This is a genomic window from Fuscovulum ytuae, assembly GCF_029953595.1.
Classification (GTDB): domain Bacteria; phylum Pseudomonadota; class Alphaproteobacteria; order Rhodobacterales; family Rhodobacteraceae; genus Paragemmobacter; species Paragemmobacter ytuae.
Genome location: NZ_CP124535.1, coordinates 1,360,395 through 1,377,016, shown reverse-complemented (window position 1 = coordinate 1,377,016; position 16,622 = coordinate 1,360,395). Strand labels below are relative to the sequence as shown.

Annotated in this window: 17 protein-coding genes; 16 read left to right on the top strand and 1 reads right to left on the bottom strand. The window is 64.6% G+C overall.

What is annotated here, in order from left to right:
* The first annotated feature begins 13 nt into the window (after positions 1 to 13).
* From QF092_RS06615 to dxs, 13 genes are all read left to right on the top strand, one after another.
* Positions 14 to 919, top strand: coding sequence for a polyprenyl synthetase family protein (locus QF092_RS06615; protein WP_420026505.1), 906 nt, complete (start codon positions 14 to 16; stop codon positions 917 to 919).
* Positions 916 to 2,073 carry a methyltransferase gene (locus QF092_RS06610; RefSeq protein ID WP_281468762.1) on the top strand — a complete coding sequence of 386 codons (1,158 nt, stop codon included), beginning with the start codon at positions 916 to 918 and terminating at the stop codon, positions 2,071 to 2,073. The genes QF092_RS06615 and QF092_RS06610 overlap by 4 nt, the downstream gene beginning before the upstream one ends.
* 91 nt (positions 2,074 to 2,164) lie before the next feature.
* On the top strand, positions 2,165 to 3,109 hold the full coding sequence (bchC, locus tag QF092_RS06605) for a chlorophyll synthesis pathway protein BchC (protein WP_281468760.1): 945 nt from the start codon (positions 2,165 to 2,167) through the stop codon (positions 3,107 to 3,109).
* Positions 3,106 to 4,107, top strand: a complete 1,002-nt coding sequence (locus QF092_RS06600; RefSeq protein ID WP_281468758.1) for a chlorophyllide a reductase iron protein subunit X — start codon at positions 3,106 to 3,108, stop codon at positions 4,105 to 4,107. Before bchC ends, QF092_RS06600 begins: the two co-directional genes overlap by 4 nt.
* 168 nt (positions 4,108 to 4,275) lie before the next feature.
* Positions 4,276 to 5,754 (top strand): chlorophyllide a reductase subunit Y, encoded by a 1,479-nt coding sequence (gene bchY / locus QF092_RS06595; protein WP_420026531.1) that lies wholly within the window; start codon positions 4,276 to 4,278, stop codon positions 5,752 to 5,754.
* Positions 5,754 to 7,232, top strand: coding sequence for a chlorophyllide a reductase subunit Z (gene bchZ, locus QF092_RS06590; RefSeq protein WP_281468754.1), 1,479 nt, complete (start codon positions 5,754 to 5,756; stop codon positions 7,230 to 7,232). The genes bchY and bchZ overlap by 1 nt, the downstream gene beginning before the upstream one ends.
* Positions 7,229 to 7,450, top strand: a complete 222-nt coding sequence (pufQ, locus tag QF092_RS06585; protein WP_281468753.1) for a cytochrome PufQ — start codon at positions 7,229 to 7,231, stop codon at positions 7,448 to 7,450. Before bchZ ends, pufQ begins: the two co-directional genes overlap by 4 nt.
* A gap of 180 nt (positions 7,451 to 7,630) precedes the next feature.
* Complete coding sequence (gene pufB, locus QF092_RS06580) at positions 7,631 to 7,780, top strand: light-harvesting antenna LH1, beta subunit (protein ID WP_101920918.1); 150 nt, start codon at positions 7,631 to 7,633, stop codon at positions 7,778 to 7,780.
* Positions 7,781 to 7,793: 13 nt separating this feature from the next.
* On the top strand, positions 7,794 to 7,958 hold the full coding sequence (pufA, locus tag QF092_RS06575) for a light-harvesting antenna LH1, alpha subunit (RefSeq protein ID WP_281468751.1): 165 nt from the start codon (positions 7,794 to 7,796) through the stop codon (positions 7,956 to 7,958).
* A gap of 117 nt (positions 7,959 to 8,075) precedes the next feature.
* Positions 8,076 to 8,924 (top strand): photosynthetic reaction center subunit L, encoded by an 849-nt coding sequence (gene pufL, locus QF092_RS06570; protein ID WP_281468749.1) that lies wholly within the window; start codon positions 8,076 to 8,078, stop codon positions 8,922 to 8,924.
* Positions 8,917 to 9,840 carry a photosynthetic reaction center subunit M gene (pufM, locus tag QF092_RS06565; protein ID WP_281468748.1) on the top strand — a complete coding sequence of 308 codons (924 nt, stop codon included), beginning with the start codon at positions 8,917 to 8,919 and terminating at the stop codon, positions 9,838 to 9,840. Before pufL ends, pufM begins: the two co-directional genes overlap by 8 nt.
* A 10-nt stretch (positions 9,841 to 9,850) precedes the next feature.
* Positions 9,851 to 10,078 carry an RC-LH1 core complex protein PufX gene (gene pufX, locus QF092_RS06560; RefSeq protein ID WP_281468746.1) on the top strand — a complete coding sequence of 76 codons (228 nt, stop codon included), beginning with the start codon at positions 9,851 to 9,853 and terminating at the stop codon, positions 10,076 to 10,078.
* A gap of 179 nt (positions 10,079 to 10,257) precedes the next feature.
* Positions 10,258 to 12,186, top strand: coding sequence for a 1-deoxy-D-xylulose-5-phosphate synthase (dxs, locus tag QF092_RS06555; RefSeq protein ID WP_281468744.1), 1,929 nt, complete (start codon positions 10,258 to 10,260; stop codon positions 12,184 to 12,186).
* A 76-nt stretch (positions 12,187 to 12,262) separates the two neighbouring features.
* On the opposite strand, the gene QF092_RS06550 is transcribed toward dxs, so the two are convergent.
* Positions 12,263 to 13,108: a fumarylacetoacetate hydrolase family protein gene (locus tag QF092_RS06550; protein WP_281468742.1), complete on the bottom strand. Its 846-nt coding sequence runs from the start codon at positions 13,106 to 13,108 to the stop codon at positions 12,263 to 12,265.
* 199 nt (positions 13,109 to 13,307) lie between these two features.
* On the opposite strand from QF092_RS06550, the gene QF092_RS06545 reads away from it, so the two are divergent.
* The 3 genes from QF092_RS06545 (at position 13,308) to QF092_RS06535 (ending at position 16,561) form a co-directional block, all read left to right on the top strand.
* Positions 13,308 to 13,961 carry a protein-L-isoaspartate O-methyltransferase family protein gene (locus tag QF092_RS06545; protein WP_281468740.1) on the top strand — a complete coding sequence of 218 codons (654 nt, stop codon included), beginning with the start codon at positions 13,308 to 13,310 and terminating at the stop codon, positions 13,959 to 13,961.
* 88 nt (positions 13,962 to 14,049) lie between these two features.
* On the top strand, positions 14,050 to 15,414 hold the full coding sequence (locus QF092_RS06540) for a TolC family outer membrane protein (protein ID WP_337250655.1): 1,365 nt from the start codon (positions 14,050 to 14,052) through the stop codon (positions 15,412 to 15,414).
* A gap of 127 nt (positions 15,415 to 15,541) precedes the next feature.
* Entirely contained in the window at positions 15,542 to 16,561 is a 1,020-nt protein-coding gene (locus tag QF092_RS06535) for a hypothetical protein (RefSeq protein WP_281468738.1), read from the top strand.
* Positions 16,562 to 16,622: the final 61 nt, after the last annotated feature.

Below are 16,622 nucleotides of genomic sequence, written 5' to 3'. Positions count from 1 at the left end.
GAAAGGAACGGTCATGGGCGTTGCGGGCGGCGTGAATGGCGGCATGGACCTGAGGATCGAGGCGGCGGTGGCCGCGGCGCTTTCGCTGGGGCAGGGGGCGATCGGCGGGACCGAGGCCCCGGCAAAGCTGCGGGCGGCGCTGGATCATGCGGTGTTTCCCGGTGGCGCGCGAATTCGGCCTACGATTCTTGTGTCGGTCGCGCGGGCCTGTGGCGATGATCGCCCGCATCTGACGGATGCGGCGGCGGCGGCGTTGGAGCTGATCCATTGTGCGTCGCTGGTGCATGACGATCTGCCCTGTTTCGACGATGCCGATATCCGGCGCGGCAAGCCCACGGTGCATCGCGCCTATGGCGAACCGGTGGCGGTGCTGACGGGCGATTCGCTGATCGTGTTGGCCTTTGAGGTATTGGCGCGGGCGGCGGGGGATCATCCGCGGCGGGCGGTGGAGTTGATCCGCGTTCTGGCGCAGCGGACGGGGATGCCGGGCGGCATATGCGCCGGGCAAGGATGGGAGAGCGAGGCGGAGGTGAACCTTGCCGCCTATCACCGCGCGAAGACCGGGGCGCTGTTCATCGCGGCGACGCAGATGGGGGCCATCGCGGCGGGGCAGGAGGCCGAGCCGTGGGAGGAATTGGGCGCGCGGATCGGCGAGGCCTTTCAGGTGGCCGATGATTTGAAGGATGCGCTGCTGACGGCGGCAGAGATGGGCAAGCCTGCGGGGCAGGATGCGGCCCATGCGCGGCCTTCGGCGGTGCGGGAACTGGGGGTGCAGGGGGCTGTCCGGCATCTGAAGGATATTCTGGGGGGCGCGATTGCGTCGATCCCGTCTTGCCCTGGCGAGGCGATGCTGGCCGCGATGGTGCGGGCCTATGCCGAACGGATGACGCCGGTCGATCTGCAACCGGTGCGGGGATGAGCGACGCGGCCGCAGGCCCCGCAGCCCGCCCTGTGCGGGCGCGCCAGCCTTGGGCGGTGCGGCTGGGCCTGTCGCCACGGTTTCATGCCTTTTGCGCGAAGGTGCCTGGGTTGCGCCATTTGGCGCGCGCCGAGGGCGTGGCGCTGTTCGATATTGTTCAAGGCTTCGTGCAATCGCAGGCGCTGCTCGCGCTGGTGGAGTTCCGGGTGTTGCATCGGCTGGCCGAAGGGCCTGCGCCCTTGGCCGCCTTGGCCGGGCCTGCGGGGGTTCCAACCGAGCGGATGGCCATTTTGATGAAGGCGGGCGCCGGGCTTGGCCTTGTGGCCGAGCGGCGGGGGATGTGGCGGTTGACGGTGCGGGGGGCGGCCTTTCTTGCCGTGCCGGGGCTGGAGGCGATGGTGCGCCATCATCCCGTCCTTTATCGCGATCTGGCCGATCCGGTGGCCTTTTTCAGGGGCGAAACGCAGCCGGAACTGGCGGGGTTCTGGCCCTATGTCTTTGGCGCGGGGGGCGCGGCGGACCCTGAGCTTGCCGCGCGCTATTCGGCGCTGATGGCGGACAGTCAGGGCTTGGTCGCGGCGGATACGCTGGCGGCGGTCGATTTCCGGGGTGTGCGGCATCTGATGGATGTGGGGGGCGGGACGGGGGCCTTTTTGACCGCCGTGGGAAGTGCGCATCCGGGGTTGGAGATGACGCTCTTTGATCTGCCGGCCGTGGTGCCGGGCGCGGAGGCGCGGTTCGCCGCAGCCGGGATGCGGGGGCGGGTGCGAATCGTGCCGGGGTCGTTCCGGGATGATCCGCTGCCTAGCGGGGCGGATGCCATCTCACTGGTCCGGGTGCTGTACGACCATGCCGATGCGACGGTGGCGCAGCTGCTGCGCGCGGTTTGGGCGGCGCTGCCTGAGGGCGGGCGGATCGTGGTTTCCGAGCCGATGGGGGGTGGCGACACACCGGATCGGGCAACGGATGTGTACTTTTCCGTTTACACCCTGGCCATGCAAACCGGACGGGTGCGGTCTGGTGCGGAAATCACGCGCCTTCTGAGCGCGGCAGGCTTTGTGGATTGCCAGTTCCGGCAAGGATTTCGGCCTTTTGTCACTTCGGTTGTGACCGGGGTGAAGACTGTCAGCGACAGCACACAAAAAAGTGTCTAATTAAATTGACACTGCGCGCTGTCAGTCTATCCTTACACATAGCCAACCACTCGACCCCGTTCGGGAGAGTCGCGGCGCAGGGGGAAGAAACGTGAGAACGACCGCAGTCATCCTTTCCGGCCCGAGGGAGCTTTCGCTTCAGCCGCTGGACCTTGTCGCCCCGGGCGCGGGGGATCTGGTGGTCGAGATCGCGCATTCCGGCATTTCCACGGGCACCGAAAAGCTGTTCTACACCGGAACGATGCCGCCTTTCCCGGGCATGGGCTATCCGCTTGTCCCCGGCTATGAAGCGGCCGGCGTGGTGGTCGAGGCGGGGGCCGAAAGCGGGTTCCGCGTCGGTGAACATGTTTTTGTCCCTGGTGCAAACTGCTTTGCGGGCGATGTGAAGGGGTTGTTCGGGGGCGCGTCGCGCCACTTGGTGACGCCTGCGCATCGCGTGGCGCGGATCGATGGCGGCATGGGCGCGGAAGGTGCGCTTCTGGCGTTGGCTGCGACGGCGCGGCATGCGCTGGCGGGGTTCGACACGGCGCTGCCCGATCTGATCGTGGGTCATGGCACGCTGGGCCGTCTGTTGGCGCGGTTGACGCTGGCGGCGGGTGCGCCTGCCCCGACCGTGTGGGAAACCAATCCGGCGCGGCGCGAGGGCGCGGCAGGCTATGCCTGTATCGCGCCCGAAGACGACCCGCGCCGGGATTACAAGGCCATCTATGACGCATCCGGCGCGAAGGGCCTGCTTGACCAGTTGGTGATGCGGCTGGCCAAAGGGGGCGAGGTTGTGCTGGCGGGGTTCTATACGGAACCTGTCTCTTTCGCCTTTCCGCCCGCCTTCATGAAAGAGGCGCGCTTCCGCATTGCCAGCGAATGGCAGCCAGATGACCTGACTGCGACGCGCGCGCTGATCGAAAGCGGGGCGCTGTCTCTGAAAGGTCTTATCACCCACACCCGTCCGGCGACCGATGCGCCCGAGGCCTATGCGACGGCCTTTGGCGATGCGGCCTGCCTCAAGATGATCCTCGATTGGAAGGCCACGGCATGAACGACGTTCCCAACCTGAAGGATTTTGACACCCGCCTGCGCGATGAAGCGCATGAGGAACCGACACTGGAAGTGCCGCAGGACCCTCCTTCAAAGAAGACGCAGATCATCGCGATCTACGGCAAGGGCGGGATCGGCAAGAGCTTCACGCTGGCCAACCTGAGCCACATGATGGCCGAGATGGGCAAGCGCGTGCTGCTGATCGGCTGCGATCCGAAGTCGGATACGACTTCGCTTCTGTTTGGCGGCAAGGCTTGCCCGACGATCATCGAAACCTCCACCCGCAAGAAGTTGGCAGGGGAAGAGGTGAAGATCGGCGATGTCTGCTTCAAGCGCGGCGGGGTCTTTGCGATGGAGCTTGGCGGGCCGGAGGTCGGTCGCGGCTGCGGCGGGCGCGGCATCATCCACGGCTTTGAGCTTTTGGAAAAGCTGGGGTTCCATGATTGGGACTTTGACTATGTCCTGCTGGATTTCCTTGGTGATGTGGTCTGCGGCGGGTTTGGCCTGCCGATCGCGAGGGACATGGCGCAGAAGGTGATCGTGGTCGCGTCGAATGACCTGCAATCGCTGTATGTGGCCAACAATGTCTGTTCGGCGGTGGAGTATTTCCGCAAGCTGGGCGGCAATGTTGGCGTCGCGGGCATGGTCATCAACAAGGATGACGGTACGGGCGAGGCTGCGGCCTTCGCGGCGGCGGTGAATATTCCGATCCTTGCCAGCATTCCGGCGGATGACGACCTGCGGCGCAAATCGGCGAATTATCAGATCGTGGGCACCAATGCGACGCAATGGGGCGGGCTGTTCACCGAGCTGGCCGAGAACGTGGCCGAGGCGCCGCCGCTCCGGCCCAAGCCGCTGACTCAGGACGGGCTTCTGAGCCTGTTCGATGCCGAGACGACCGGGGCCGATTTCGTTCTTGAGCCTGCAAACGATGCCGACATGCGCGGCAAGTTCGCGGGCGAGGTGAAGTCCTTGGAAGTGGTCTATGACGATGTTTGACCTTTCCGCCCTTGAGAAACTGGAAGAGGCGCTGCGCGCCATGGCCCGGAAGGGGACGAAGTGATGGCTGGCGAGATCCGCTATGACCAGGCTGCCGAGACGCCCGTGACCGAGGGGCTTCGCCCCGAAGTGGGCGAGGCCGCTGCGGTCGGTGCGGACGTGGCCGCTATGGACGGGATGGGCTGCCATGCGGGGGCGGCCGAGATGGAGGCTGCGGCGCGGGCGGCGGGGAATTCGGAAATCCTTGACCGCTATGCCGCCGATTACCCGCAAGGCCCGCATGACAAGCCGCAAAGCATGTGCCCGGCCTTTGGGTCTTTGCGCGTGGGCCTGCGGATGCGGCGGGTGGCGACGGTTCTGTCGGGGTCGGCCTGCTGTGTCTATGGCCTGACCTTTGTGTCGCATTTCTACGGGGCGCGGCGGTCGGTGGGCTATGTGCCGTTCAATTCCGAGACACTGGTGACGGGCAAGTTGTTCGAAGACATCCGCGATGCGGTGCATGAGCTGGCTGATCCCGAACGCTATGATGCGGTGGTGGTGACGAACCTGTGCGTTCCGACGGCGTCGGGCGTGCCGCTGAAGCTGCTTCCCAATGAAATCAACGGTGTGCGCATCGTGGGGATCGACGTGCCGGGGTTCGGCGTGCCGACCCATGCCGAGGCCAAGGATGTGCTGGCGGGCGCGATGCTGAACTATGCGCGGCGCGAGATCGAGGCGGGGCCTGTGGCGGCACCGGAGCGTGGGCGGTCGGATCGCCCGACGGTGGCGCTGCTGGGTGAGATGTTCCCCGCCGATCCGATGATGATCGGGGCGATGCTGGCACCTTTGGGGCTGGCGGCGGGGCCGGTCGTGCCGTGCCGCGAATGGCGTGAACTTTATGCCGCGCTCGATTGCGGTGTGGTGGCTGCGATCCATCCTTTCTACACGGCAGCAATCCGCGAGTTTCAGGCGGCGGGGCGCAAGATCGTGGGATCGGCCCCGGTGGGCCATGATGGCACGATGGAATGGCTTGCGGCCATAGGCGCGGCCTATGGCGTGGCGGCGGACCGTATTGCGGCGGCGCAGAACGGCTTTGGTCAGGCGATCAAGGGGGCGCTGGCGGATAATCGGATCGAGGGGCGGATCACGCTGTCGGGCTATGAAGGGTCCGAACTCTTGGTGGCGCGGCTTCTGGTCGAAAGCGGGGCGGATGTGGCCTATGTGGGCACGGCCTGCGCCAAGACCGAATGGTCGGCAGCGGATCGCGACTGGCTGGAAGCGCGCGGCGTGGCGGTGAAATATCGCGCGTCGCTGGAAGATGATTGCGCCGCGATGGAGGCTTTCCGCCCCGATCTGGCCATCGGGACGACCCCGGTGGTGCAGAAGGCCAAGGAATTGGCCATTCCGGCGCTGTATTTCACCAACCTGATTTCGGCGCGGCCTCTGATGGGGCCTGCCGGTGCGGGGTCCTTGGCGCAGGTGGTAAATGCCGCCATGGCGAATAAGGCACGCATGGACGGGATGAAGGAGTTCTTCGAGGGCGTCGGAACCGGCGACACGGCGGGCATCTGGGAAGGGGCGCCGAACCTGCGCCCCGATTTCCGGGCGGCGCATCAGAAGAAGCTGGAAAAGGCCGCCAAGGCCGCGCAAGCGGAGGCGATGATCTGATGTTGATCCAGGATCATGATCGCGCGGGCGGCTATTGGGGGGCAGTTTATGCCTTCTGCGCCGTCAAAGGATTACAGGTGGTGATCGACGGCCCGGTGGGCTGCGAGAACCTGCCTGTGACATCCGTGCTGCATTACACGGACGCTTTGCCGCCGCATGAGTTGCCCATCGTGGTGACTGGTCTGGGCGAGGAAGAACTGGGCCGCGACGGCACCGAAGGCGCGATGAAGCGCGCGTGGAAGACATTGGACCCGGCGCTGCCTGCGGTGGTTGTCACCGGGTCGATTGCCGAGATGATCGGCGGCGGCGTGACGCCGATGGGGACGAATATCCAGAGGTTCCTGCCGCGCACGATCGATGAGGATCAGTGGCAGGCCGCCGACCGGGCGATGACGTGGATTTTCACCGAATTCGGAATGACCAAGGGCCGGATGCCGGTGGAGAAAAAGCGCGAGGATGGTGACCGCCCACGCGTGAACATCCTTGGCCCGATGTATGGTGTCTTCAACATGGCGTCGGACCTGCATGAAATCCGCCGTTTGGTGGAAGGCATCGGGGCCGAAGTGAACATGGTTCTGCCCTTGGGCGCGCATCTGGCCGAGATGCGCAATCTGGTGAATGCCGACGTCAATATCGTGATGTATCGCGAATTCGGGCGGGGTTTGGCCGAGGTGCTGGGCAAGCCTTACTTGCAGGCGCCCATCGGCTTGGACAGCACGACGAAATTCCTGCGCAAGCTGGGCGAGTTGCTGGGGCTGGACCCGGAGCCGTTCATCGCCAAGGAAAAGCATTCCACGCTGAAGCCCGTCTGGGATCTGTGGCGGTCGGTGACGCAGGATTTCTTTGGCACGGCGAATTTCGCCATCGTGGCGAATGAAACCTATGCGCGTGGCATCCGGCATTATCTGGAAAGCGACCTTGGGCTGCCTTGCGCCTTTGCCGTGGCGCGGCAGGCGGGGGCCAAGACCAACAACGAACAGGTGCGGGCGATGATCCGCCAGCATCGACCCTTGGTTCTGATGGGGTCGATCAATGAGAAGATGTATCTGGCCGAGTTGAAGGCAGGGCATGGCCCCCAGCCGCATTTCATCGCGGCCTCCTTCCCCGGTGCCGCAATCCGCCGCCATACGGGCACGCCCTTCATGGGCTATGCCGGCTGCGTCTGGCTGTTGCAGGAGGTCTGCAACGGGCTGTTCGAGGCGCTGTTCCACATTCTGCCGCTGGGGTCCGAGATGGACAGTGCCGCGGCGACGCCAACCACCCTGCGCCGCGACTTCCCTTGGGATGCCGATGCACAGGCCGAACTGGACCGGATCGTTTCCGAACATCCGATCCTGACACGGATTTCCGCTGCGCGGACCCTGCGGGACGCGGCCGAGAAGGCCGCGCTCGATCAAGGTGCGGAGCGGGTGGTCAAGGAAACGGTGGAGGCCCTGCGGGGTTCATCCGCCCAGACAATCAGAGGAGGGACTGCATGAGCGATCATACCGCCGGCGAGAATGGGCATCACGTCCACCGCGCACCGCGCGCAGAGTTCTACGTCTATTTCGCCCTGATCTTCCTTGTGGCGATCCCCTTCGCCGCCATCGCTTGGGTCGTGCAGACGATCCTTGAGCGGCGGCTGCCGGTGCATGGGCCCTTGGCCCGCGCCTGGCGCGAGGCGGGATCAATCACGCCGAACATCTTCCGGCCCTAAAGGCCCGATGCCCGGCCCCGATGGGGCAGGGAACCGCTTTCTCTGGGTTGCGCCCGACCCGTCACCGCTTCGCCCTCCCGCAGTCTATCGCGGGGTGGTGAGAACTCGGAAAGGCATTCCGCCTGACCGTGAACCCCGCCGCAGGGAGTGCGGCGTCAGTCTGCCCATCCGGAGGATAGAATGGCTGATAAATCCGACCTGAGCTTCACAGGTCTTACCGACGAGCAGGCGCAGGAACTGCACTCGGTGTATATGAGCGGGCTTTGGCTGTTCACGGCCATCGCTGTTGTCGCCCATATCGCCACGTACATCTGGCGCCCTTGGTTCTGAGGAGGATCAAAACATGTCCAAATTCTACAAGATCTGGCTCATTTTCGATCCCCGTCGCGTCTTTGTCGCGCAGGGCGTCTTCCTGTTCTTGCTGGCTGCGATGATCCACCTGGTGGTTCTGAGCAACGGCATCAACTGGTTCCAAACCGCTGCTGCCGTCGGCAACGCCGCAATGTAAGCCGCCGAAAGGCACTGGCTGCGGGCGGAGGGGTCACCTTCGCCCGCGGCGACCCGAACGGGCAAATCCGACGGCCAGAAGAACGACCGCCGGTCGCAACATAGCGGAGAGGGAAGCATGGCACTGCTCAGCTTCGAACGGAAATATCGCGTGCCGGGGGGCACGCTCATCGGCGGGAACCTGTTCGACTTCTGGGTCGGGCCATTCTACGTTGGTTTTTTTGGCGTCACGACATTCTTTTTCGCGGCGCTTGGCACGATCCTGATCTTCTACGGCACGGCCATGGAAGGCGTCTGGAACCCGTGGCTGATTTCAATAGATCCCCCGCCCGTGGAATACGGGCTGGGTTTTGCGCCCCTGATGGAGGGGGGACTGTGGCAGCTGATCACGATCTGCGCCCTTGGTGCCTTCATTTCCTGGGCGCTGCGTGAGGTGGAGATTTGTCGCAAGCTGGGGATGGGCTTTCACGTACCCGTCGCCTTTGGCGTCGCGATCCTTGCCTACGCGACCCTTGTGGTGTTCCGGCCGCTGATGATGGGGGCATGGGGCTACGGCTTCCCCTATGGCATCTGGACGCACCTCGATTGGGTGTCGAACACGGGCTATACCTACGGCAACTTCCACTACAACCCTGCCCACATGATCGCGGTGTCGTTCTTCTTCACGAACGCGCTGGCGCTGTCGCTGCATGGGGCCCTGATCCTGTCTGCCGCCAATCCCGAAAAGGGCAAGGAAATGCGGACGCCGGATCACGAGGACACCTATTTCCGCGACCTGATCGGCTATTCGGTCGGCACGCTGGGCATCCACCGTCTGGGCCTTCTTCTGGCGCTGAACGCCGGGTTCTGGAGCGCGGTCTGCATCATCATCTCGGGCACCATCTGGTTCGACCAGTGGGTTGTCTGGTGGGATTGGTGGTTGCAACTGCCGTGGTGGGCCGACATCGCAGGAGGCGTAAATGGCTGAGTATCAGAACATCTTCACCCAAGTTCAGGTGCGTGCCGCCCCCGAGATGGGGATGGTGGAAGGGGTGGAACTGTCGAACCGCACCAAAGGCGCGTCCTTCTCGACCCTTGCGGGTTGGTTCGGGAATGCGCAACTGGGGCCGGTCTATCTGGGCACCATGGGCGTGATCTCGCTGATGTCGGGCGCGGTCTGGTTCATGCTCTGCGGGGCGTGGTTCTGGTATCAGGCCGGGTTCAACCCGGCGGTGTTCCTGCGGGACCTGTTCTGGTTCTCGCTTGAGCCGCCATCGTCGGAGTATGGGCTGGGCTTTGCGCCCATCGCGGAAGGCGGGCTGTGGCTGATCGCGTCCTTCTTCCTGCTGATCTCGGTCTGCGCTTGGTGGGTGCGAACCTATCTGCGGGCGCAGGCGCTGGGTATGGGCAAGCATGTAAGCTGGGCCTTTGCATCGGCGATCTGGCTGTTCCTTGTGCTGGGCCTCTTCCGGCCGATCCTGATGGGATCGTGGTCCGAGGCCGTGCCCTATGGGATCTTCAGCCACCTCGACTGGACCAACAACTTCAGCCTGACCTATGGCAACCTGTTCTATAACCCGTTCCACGCGCTGAGCATCGCCTTCCTTTACGGCTCGGCCCTCTTGTTCGCCATGCATGGCGCCACCATTCTTGCGGTGTCGCGCTTTGGCGGGGACCGGGAACTGGAGCAGATCGCAGACCGGGGCACCGCGTCGGAACGCGCGGCATTGTTCTGGCGCTGGACCATGGGTTTCAACGCGACGATGGAAGGTATTCACCGCTGGGCGTGGTGGTTTGCGGTGCTGGTGACGCTTACGGGCGGGATCGGCATCCTGATCACCGGGACGGTCGTGGACAACTGGTACGTCTGGGCACAGGACCACGGCTACGCGCCGCTGGATTGAGGAGGAAATGATGACTGACAACGACTTCCTTCAACAGAAGCCGGGTGCGGCGCTGCGGTCCTGGGCCTTGTACCAGATGATGGCCGGGGCGGGATGGGCGGCCTTGTTCGTCCTGTCGGTCGCCGCGCTTCTCTTCGCGGTCTGGGGGATCGGTCTTTTGCTTCCGGAAGAAAGCAAGCAGGCACCCGATCCGAACGCCTTCCTGATCACGGCCCCCGCCGTGACGGATGTCGCCTGATCTGAAACTTGGGTCCGGGCGCGCAATGCCCGCCCGGACCGCCATCATTCGGGCCAATTCGCCGGCCCGGATCCGGGGCGCAACCACAGCCCGGTTCCCTTCCTGTTGGCGACAGGGACCTGGTGCCGTGTTGGTAGACCCGACACGGCACTTTTTTCTTTCCCGGAAAGGGGATAGCCATGAGCAGCATCGACAGCCGGACGCCGACCCTCGACCGCGTGGCGGGGCCTTCCGACCTGAAGGGTCTTTCCGACGCGGAGCTTGCACGGCTGGCGCATGAGTTGCGGCGCGAGACGATCGAGGTGGTCAGCCGGACGGGCGGGCATCTGGGATCGTCGCTTGGTGTGGTGGAATTGACGGTGGCGATCCATGCCGTCTTTGACACGCCGCGTGACAAGCTGATCTGGGATGTCGGCCATCAATGCTATCCGCACAAGATACTGACCGGGCGGCGCGATCGGATGGGCTCGCTGCGGCAGGGGGGGGGCGTGTCGGGCTTCACCAAGCGGTCGGAAAGCGAATACGATCCCTTTGGGGCGGCGCATTCTTCGACCTCTATCTCGGCCGCCTTGGGCTTTGCCATGGGGCGGGAGATGGGGATGCCGGTGGGCGATACCATTGCCGTCATTGGGGATGGGGCCATCACGGCGGGCATGGCCTATGAGGCGATGAACCATGCGGGCCATCTGGGCAAGCGGCTGTTCGTGATCTTGAATGACAATGACATGAGCATCGCGCCACCTGTGGGGGCCTTGTCGAAATATCTGAACGAGATTGCGGCCAAGGGTCCGCTTGCGCTGTTCAAGGCGGCTGCGGAGGAGTTTGAGAACCATCTGCCGGGACCGATGCGCGATGGCGCGCGGCGGGCGCGGGCACTGGTGACGGGGATGCCGGGAGGCGGGACGCTGTTTGAGGAGTTGGGCTTTTCCTATGTCGGCCCCATCGACGGGCATGACATGGGGCAGGTGCTGGCCACGCTGCGGGCGGCAAGGGCGCGGGCGACGGGGCCGGTGCTGATCCATGCGGTGACGGTGAAGGGCAAGGGCTTTGCCCCCGCCGAGAACAGCGCGGACAAGTATCATGGTGTGTCGAAGTTCAACCCTGAGACCGGAGAGCAGGCCAAGGCCAAGTCCAACGCGCCCTCTTATACAACGGTCTTTGGCAATGCGCTGACGGAAGAGGCCGCGCGCGATCCGCGCATCTTGGCCATCACGGCGGCGATGCCGTCGGGGACGGGGCTGGACATCATGGCGCGGCGCTTCGCGTCGCGGGTCTTTGACGTGGGGATTGCCGAACAGCATGGCGTGACGCTGGCCGCAGGCATGGCGGCGGCGGGGTTGAAGCCGGTTTGCGCGATCTATTCCACCTTCCTACAGAGGGGATACGACCAGATCGTGCATGACGTGGCGCTACAAGGCTTGCCCGTGCGCTTTGCCATCGACCGGGCGGGTCTGGTGGGGCAGGATGGGGCGACCCATGCGGGGGCCTTTGACATCGGGTTTCTGGCGAACCTTCCCGGCTTTACTGTAATGGCAGCGGGGGATGAGGCGGATCTGGTGCATATGGTGGCCACCGCCATGGCGCATGACGAAGGCCCCATTGCCTTCCGCTATCCGCGCGGCGAAGGGATGGGGGTGGAAATGCCCCTGCGGGGCGAGCCGTTGCCCATCGGCAAGGGGCGCGTGCTGCGGGTTGGGTCGGATGCGGCGATCCTGTCCTATGGTGCGCATCTGGCAGAGGCTCTGGCGGCGGCTGAGATGCTGGAGGCAGAGGGCATTTCGGTAACGGTGGCCGATGCGCGTTTTGCCAAGCCGCTGGATACCGCACTGATCGACCTGCTGGTCGAGGATCACCCGGTGCTTGTGACGCTGGAGACAGGGGCGACGGGTGGCTTCGGCGCGCTGGTCCTGCACCATCTGGCCAATTCGGGCGGGTTGGAGAAGGGCCGCGCGATCCGCACGATGACCTTGCCCGACCGGTTCATCGATCAGGGCAGCCCCGCGCAGATGTATGACTGGGCGGGGCTGTCCGCCAAGGACATCGCGGCGACGGTGCGCCGCGCCACGGGGCGGCACGAAGTGGCGCGGCCTGGGTTGCGGTTGGTCTGACCGGGTGGATGGGCAGGATTGCCCATCCTACGCGGGGGCCGATGGGTAGGTTGGGCGATACCGCCCATCCTACGGTTCAGGCATGGCCCACCTTCTGGCGCTGTTCGCCAAGGCCTTCGATGCCAAGGCGCATCACCTCGCCGCCTTTCAGGTAGACGGGCGCGGGTTTCACGCCCATCCCCACGCCGGGGGGCGTGCCGGTCGAGATCACGTCGCCGGGATGCAGGGTCATGAACTGGCTGACGTAATGCACCAGATGGCGGACGCCGAAGACCATCGTCTTTGTCGAGCCATTCTGGTAGCGGTGGCCATCCACATCGAGCCACATGGAAAGGTTCTGAGGATCGGCCACCTCATCCGCCGTCACGAGCCAAGGGCCGATCGGGCCGAAGGTGTCGCAGCCCTTGCCCTTGTCCCAAGTGCCGCCACGTTCGATCTGAAACTCGCGTTCCGAGACGTCATTGATGACGCAATAGCCTGCGACATGATCCATGGCTTCGGCCTCGGATACGTAAGAGGCGGGTTTGCCGATGATGACGCCCAGTTCCACTTCCCAATCCGTCTTTTGGGAATTGCGGGGGATCAGCACGTCGTCATTCGGGCCGACGATGGCGGAATTGGCTTTCAGGAAGATCACTGGTTCCTTCGGCACCGGCAGATTCGATTCCGCGGCGTGATCGGCATAGTTCAGGCCGATGCAGACGAATTTGCCCACCTGACCGACACAGGGGCCGATGCGGGCATCGGCGGGCAGTTCGGGCAGGGTGTTCGGGTCAATGGCGCGCAGGCGGTCAAGGCCCTCGGGCGTCAGCGTTTGGCCCGCAATATCGGGCACGATGCCCTGCAAGCTGCGAATGCGGCCTGCCGCATCAAGAATGGCCGGCACTTCGGCCCCGGGTTGACCCACGCGCAACAGTTTCATCCGTCCCTCCCTCTGAAGCGCGGGCAGGGAACCCCGGTTGCGCGGGATTTGCAAGACCCGCTTGTGCCACTAAAAAGCGTGGCGGCGCGGCGACAAGACGCAAAGCCTTGTTCGCGTTCGGACCTTTGGCCCGTTGCCCACCCCGGTGAAGTGTGGCAGACACGTTGACGGAAACCTCCAGACTGATGAGTTCAGACCGATGAGTGACTTCGCGACCCGGCGGGTGATGATGGTGGACACGCAGGTGCGCCCTTCCGACGTGACCAAGTTTCCAATCATCGAGGCGATGCTGACCGTGCCGCGCGAGGTGTTCGTGCCGCAGGGCAAGCGCGAGGCGGCTTATGTGGGTGAGAACCTTGAAATTGCCGCAGGACGTGTGGTGCTGGAGGCGCGGACGCTGGCCAAGATGCTGGATGCGCTGGATGTGCAGCCAACGGAGCTGGTTCTCGATCTGGGGTGTGGCCTTGGCTATTCGACGGCGGTGATCGCGCGTCTGGCCGATGCCGTTGTCGCGGTCGAGGAGGATGAGGCGTTAGCCGCCGAGGCGCAGCGCAGCCTGTCGGCCGAGGGTGTGGACAATGCCGCCGTTGTGGTGGGACCGCTGACCGCCGGGGATGCGAAACATGCGCCTTTTGATGTGATTACCATTCAGGGCGGGGTCGAGGTGGTGCCGCAGGCGATCCTTGATCAGCTGAAGGAAGGCGGGCGGATCGGTGCGGTCTTCATGGAAGGCGCATTGGGCGTGGCGCGTGTGGGATATAAGATTGATGGTGCGGTGACGTGGCGGCAGGTGTTCAATGCCGCGGCCCCGGTTTTGCCGGGATTTGCGGCGGTGCGCGGGTTCGTTCTTTGACGTGATGGTTCAGGCCCCGCAAGGTTTTGGCGCGGGGCAATCGGAATGAGCGGGCCGCCGAACGGGCCGCGACGGGAGAGGGTTGTTGATGATGCGCAGATTCCTTTCGGCTGTGGCGGTTTCCGTCCTTGGGCTTGGTGCCGGGGCGGTTCAGGGTGAAACGCTCGCCGATGCGCTGGTTTCGGCCTATAAGAACTCCAAGCTTTTGGATCAAAACGAAGCGCTGTTGCGGGCGGCGGATGAGGATGTGGCGCAGGCAGTGGCCGCGCTGCGCCCGGTGGTCAATTTCGTGGCCGAAGCGCAGAACAGCGATACAGACCCCGATACGTTCGGGGCGGATGAGTTGCAGACGACCTTCCAATTGGCGGTGCAGTGGACAGTTTACGATTTCGGGCGCAAGCGCGCGGGCGTGGAGATCGCCAAGGAAACCGTGCTGGCAACGCGCGAGGCGCTAAAGGATCTTGAGGCGCAGGTGCTGCTTTCGGCGGTCAGCGCCTATGTCGATGTGCGGTTGCAGGCCGAGATCGTGTCGCTGCGCCAGAACAACGTGCGGCTGATTACGCAGGAATTGCGGGCGGCGCAGGATCGGTTCGAGGTGGGTGAGGTGACGCGCACCGATGTGGCCATCGCCGAGGCGCGGCTTGCGGCGGCGCGGTCGGGTCTGGCGGCGGCGGAAGGCGATTTCGCCGTGGCGCGCGAGCGGTATCGTGCGGTGACCGGGGCCTATCCGGGCAATCTGGCGGGCCTGCCTGCGCTGCCCAAAACCGCGCGGTCGATGGAAGAGGCGCGCATGATCGCGCTGCGGACCCATCCCGACATTTTGCAGGCACAGCGTCAGGTGACGATCGCCAATCTGGGAGTGGAAGCGACGAAGGCCGAAATGCGCCCGTCGATCACCCTGCAGGGCGGCATTGCGAAAAACGTGGATACCGACACCCGGCGCGATAGCCTGTCCTTGTCGTTCAACCAGACGCTTTATGCCGGGGGCGCGCTGCATTCGGCCCATCGCGCGGCGCTGGCGAATAAAGAGGCGGCGGAATCGGGGCTTTTGCAGACCACGATCACCGTGGGCGAGAATGTCGGCAATGCTTGGTCTGCGCTGGAAGTGGCGGCTGCCTCGATCCAGGCGGGCACGTTGCAGGTGCAGGCCGCGCAGACTGCCTTTGAAGGGGTGCGCGAGGAAGCCACCTTGGGTGCGCGCACGACGCTTGACGTTCTGAACGCCGAGCAGGAACTGCTGGACGCACGGGCGACGAAATTGCAGGCCGAGGCGCAGCGCTATGTGGGCGTCTATAGCCTGTTGTCGACGATGGGGCTTTTGTCTGTGGAACATCTGGGTCTTGGCGTGCCGACCTATGACCCGGCGGTCTATTATAACGCCGTGAAAAACGCCCCGATCACCAGCCCGCAGGGCAAGAAGTTGCAGCGCATCCTCGACAAGATCGGCGACTAAGAGGTTGGCCAAAGGGTCACGGCAAGGCGGCACATGGGTGCCGCCTGTTGCCTTTCCTTGATATCGCCACTGTTGTGGGCGATAGAATCGTATCCATGCATCGCGCATCCGAGAGGTCTGCACCGAAATGTCCGAACGGTTGAGTTCCGTCGAGATCGAGGATGTTCTGTCCTCTATTCGCCGTCTGGTGTCCGAAGATCTGCGGCCCAGCCCGAAATCCGAGGCGGCTGCGCCCTCTGTGGCGGCGGCGGCAGAGGCCCCGGCGGGGGACAAGCTGATTCTGACGCCGGCCCTGCGGATCGATCCGGAAACGGAAGAAGCGGCGAAGGCCTCTGAGGCCTCGGTGCCGTCTTTTCAGTCGGTGCGGCAAGGGCGGGGCGCATCGGTCGTGGACCGCGTGACGCGGGCGATGCCGGAAGAGGATTGGGAACCTGTGGCCGAAGCGGCGGCGGAGCCGCGGTCGGATTGGGCGAGCGAGGCAGAGGCGGCAGTCGAGGCTGCGGGCGAGGCATGGTCCGAGGCCCCGGTCGCCCCGGTGGAACAGACGGCCGATCCGTCCATGGAGATGGAGGCCGAGGAGGCAGAGGCACCGATGGTGACCGAGGCCGAGGACTGGCCGCCGTCGGATGCGCCGGAAGCGAATTGGTCCGACCCCGGTGAACAGGCCCCGATGGAGGCCGAGGCGCCCGAAGATCCGGGTTGGTCCGAGGTGGAGCCGATGGCGATTGACCGTCCCACGCCTGTGGAGGGCGGTTTGCCTGCGCCGGAAAGCGCGGTGCCATCCGATCTGCCCGATTGGGCGCGGATGGAGACGGAGGTAGAGGCCGAGCCGGAGGTGGCGCTTGAGTCAGCGCCTGCGGCGACAGCGGGGCCGTCCGCCGTGTCAGAGGATGCCGATTGGGCCGATGCCGCCGAGGCCGAGATTCGGCGCGAGCTGGAGGATGAGGCGACGGCCACGGTCTTTGCGCGGTTTGACGATGACGACCATGATGATCGGCATTTCGACGAAGAGATGCTGCGCGATCTGGTGCGTGACATCATCCGCGAGGAATTGCAGGGCGCGCTGGGCGAGCGGATCACCCGCAATGTGCGCAAGCTGGTGCGCGCCGAAATTGCGCGGGCGCTTGCGGTGCGGGATTTCGAATAAGGCGACTGCCGGGAAAAACGAAACGCGCCCCATGGGGCGCGTTTTGCTTTGGCGGGACGAC

Bases quoted from the DNA above. Each gene is read 5' to 3' on its own strand.
- QF092_RS06615 (WP_420026505.1), top strand. From the start codon at position 14: ATGGGCGTTGCGGGCGGCGTGAATGGCGGCATGGACCTGAGGATCGAG.
- QF092_RS06610 (WP_281468762.1), top strand. From the start codon at position 916: ATGAGCGACGCGGCCGCAGGCCCCGCAGCCCGCCCTGTGCGGGCGCGC.
- QF092_RS06600 (WP_281468758.1), top strand. From the start codon at position 3,106: ATGAACGACGTTCCCAACCTGAAGGATTTTGACACCCGCCTGCGCGAT.
- bchY (WP_420026531.1), top strand. From the start codon at position 4,276: ATGGACGGGATGGGCTGCCATGCGGGGGCGGCCGAGATGGAGGCTGCG.
- bchZ (WP_281468754.1), top strand. From the start codon at position 5,754: ATGTTGATCCAGGATCATGATCGCGCGGGCGGCTATTGGGGGGCAGTT.
- pufQ (WP_281468753.1), top strand. From the start codon at position 7,229: ATGAGCGATCATACCGCCGGCGAGAATGGGCATCACGTCCACCGCGCA.
- pufB (WP_101920918.1), top strand. From the start codon at position 7,631: ATGGCTGATAAATCCGACCTGAGCTTCACAGGTCTTACCGACGAGCAG.
- pufA (WP_281468751.1), top strand. From the start codon at position 7,794: ATGTCCAAATTCTACAAGATCTGGCTCATTTTCGATCCCCGTCGCGTC.
- pufL (WP_281468749.1), top strand. From the start codon at position 8,076: ATGGCACTGCTCAGCTTCGAACGGAAATATCGCGTGCCGGGGGGCACG.
- pufM (WP_281468748.1), top strand. From the start codon at position 8,917: ATGGCTGAGTATCAGAACATCTTCACCCAAGTTCAGGTGCGTGCCGCC.
- pufX (WP_281468746.1), top strand. From the start codon at position 9,851: ATGACTGACAACGACTTCCTTCAACAGAAGCCGGGTGCGGCGCTGCGG.
- dxs (WP_281468744.1), top strand. From the start codon at position 10,258: ATGAGCAGCATCGACAGCCGGACGCCGACCCTCGACCGCGTGGCGGGG.
- QF092_RS06550 (WP_281468742.1), bottom strand. From the start codon at position 13,108: ATGAAACTGTTGCGCGTGGGTCAACCCGGGGCCGAAGTGCCGGCCATT.
- QF092_RS06545 (WP_281468740.1), top strand. From the start codon at position 13,308: ATGAGTGACTTCGCGACCCGGCGGGTGATGATGGTGGACACGCAGGTG.
- QF092_RS06540 (WP_337250655.1), top strand. From the start codon at position 14,050: ATGATGCGCAGATTCCTTTCGGCTGTGGCGGTTTCCGTCCTTGGGCTT.
- QF092_RS06535 (WP_281468738.1), top strand. From the start codon at position 15,542: ATGTCCGAACGGTTGAGTTCCGTCGAGATCGAGGATGTTCTGTCCTCT.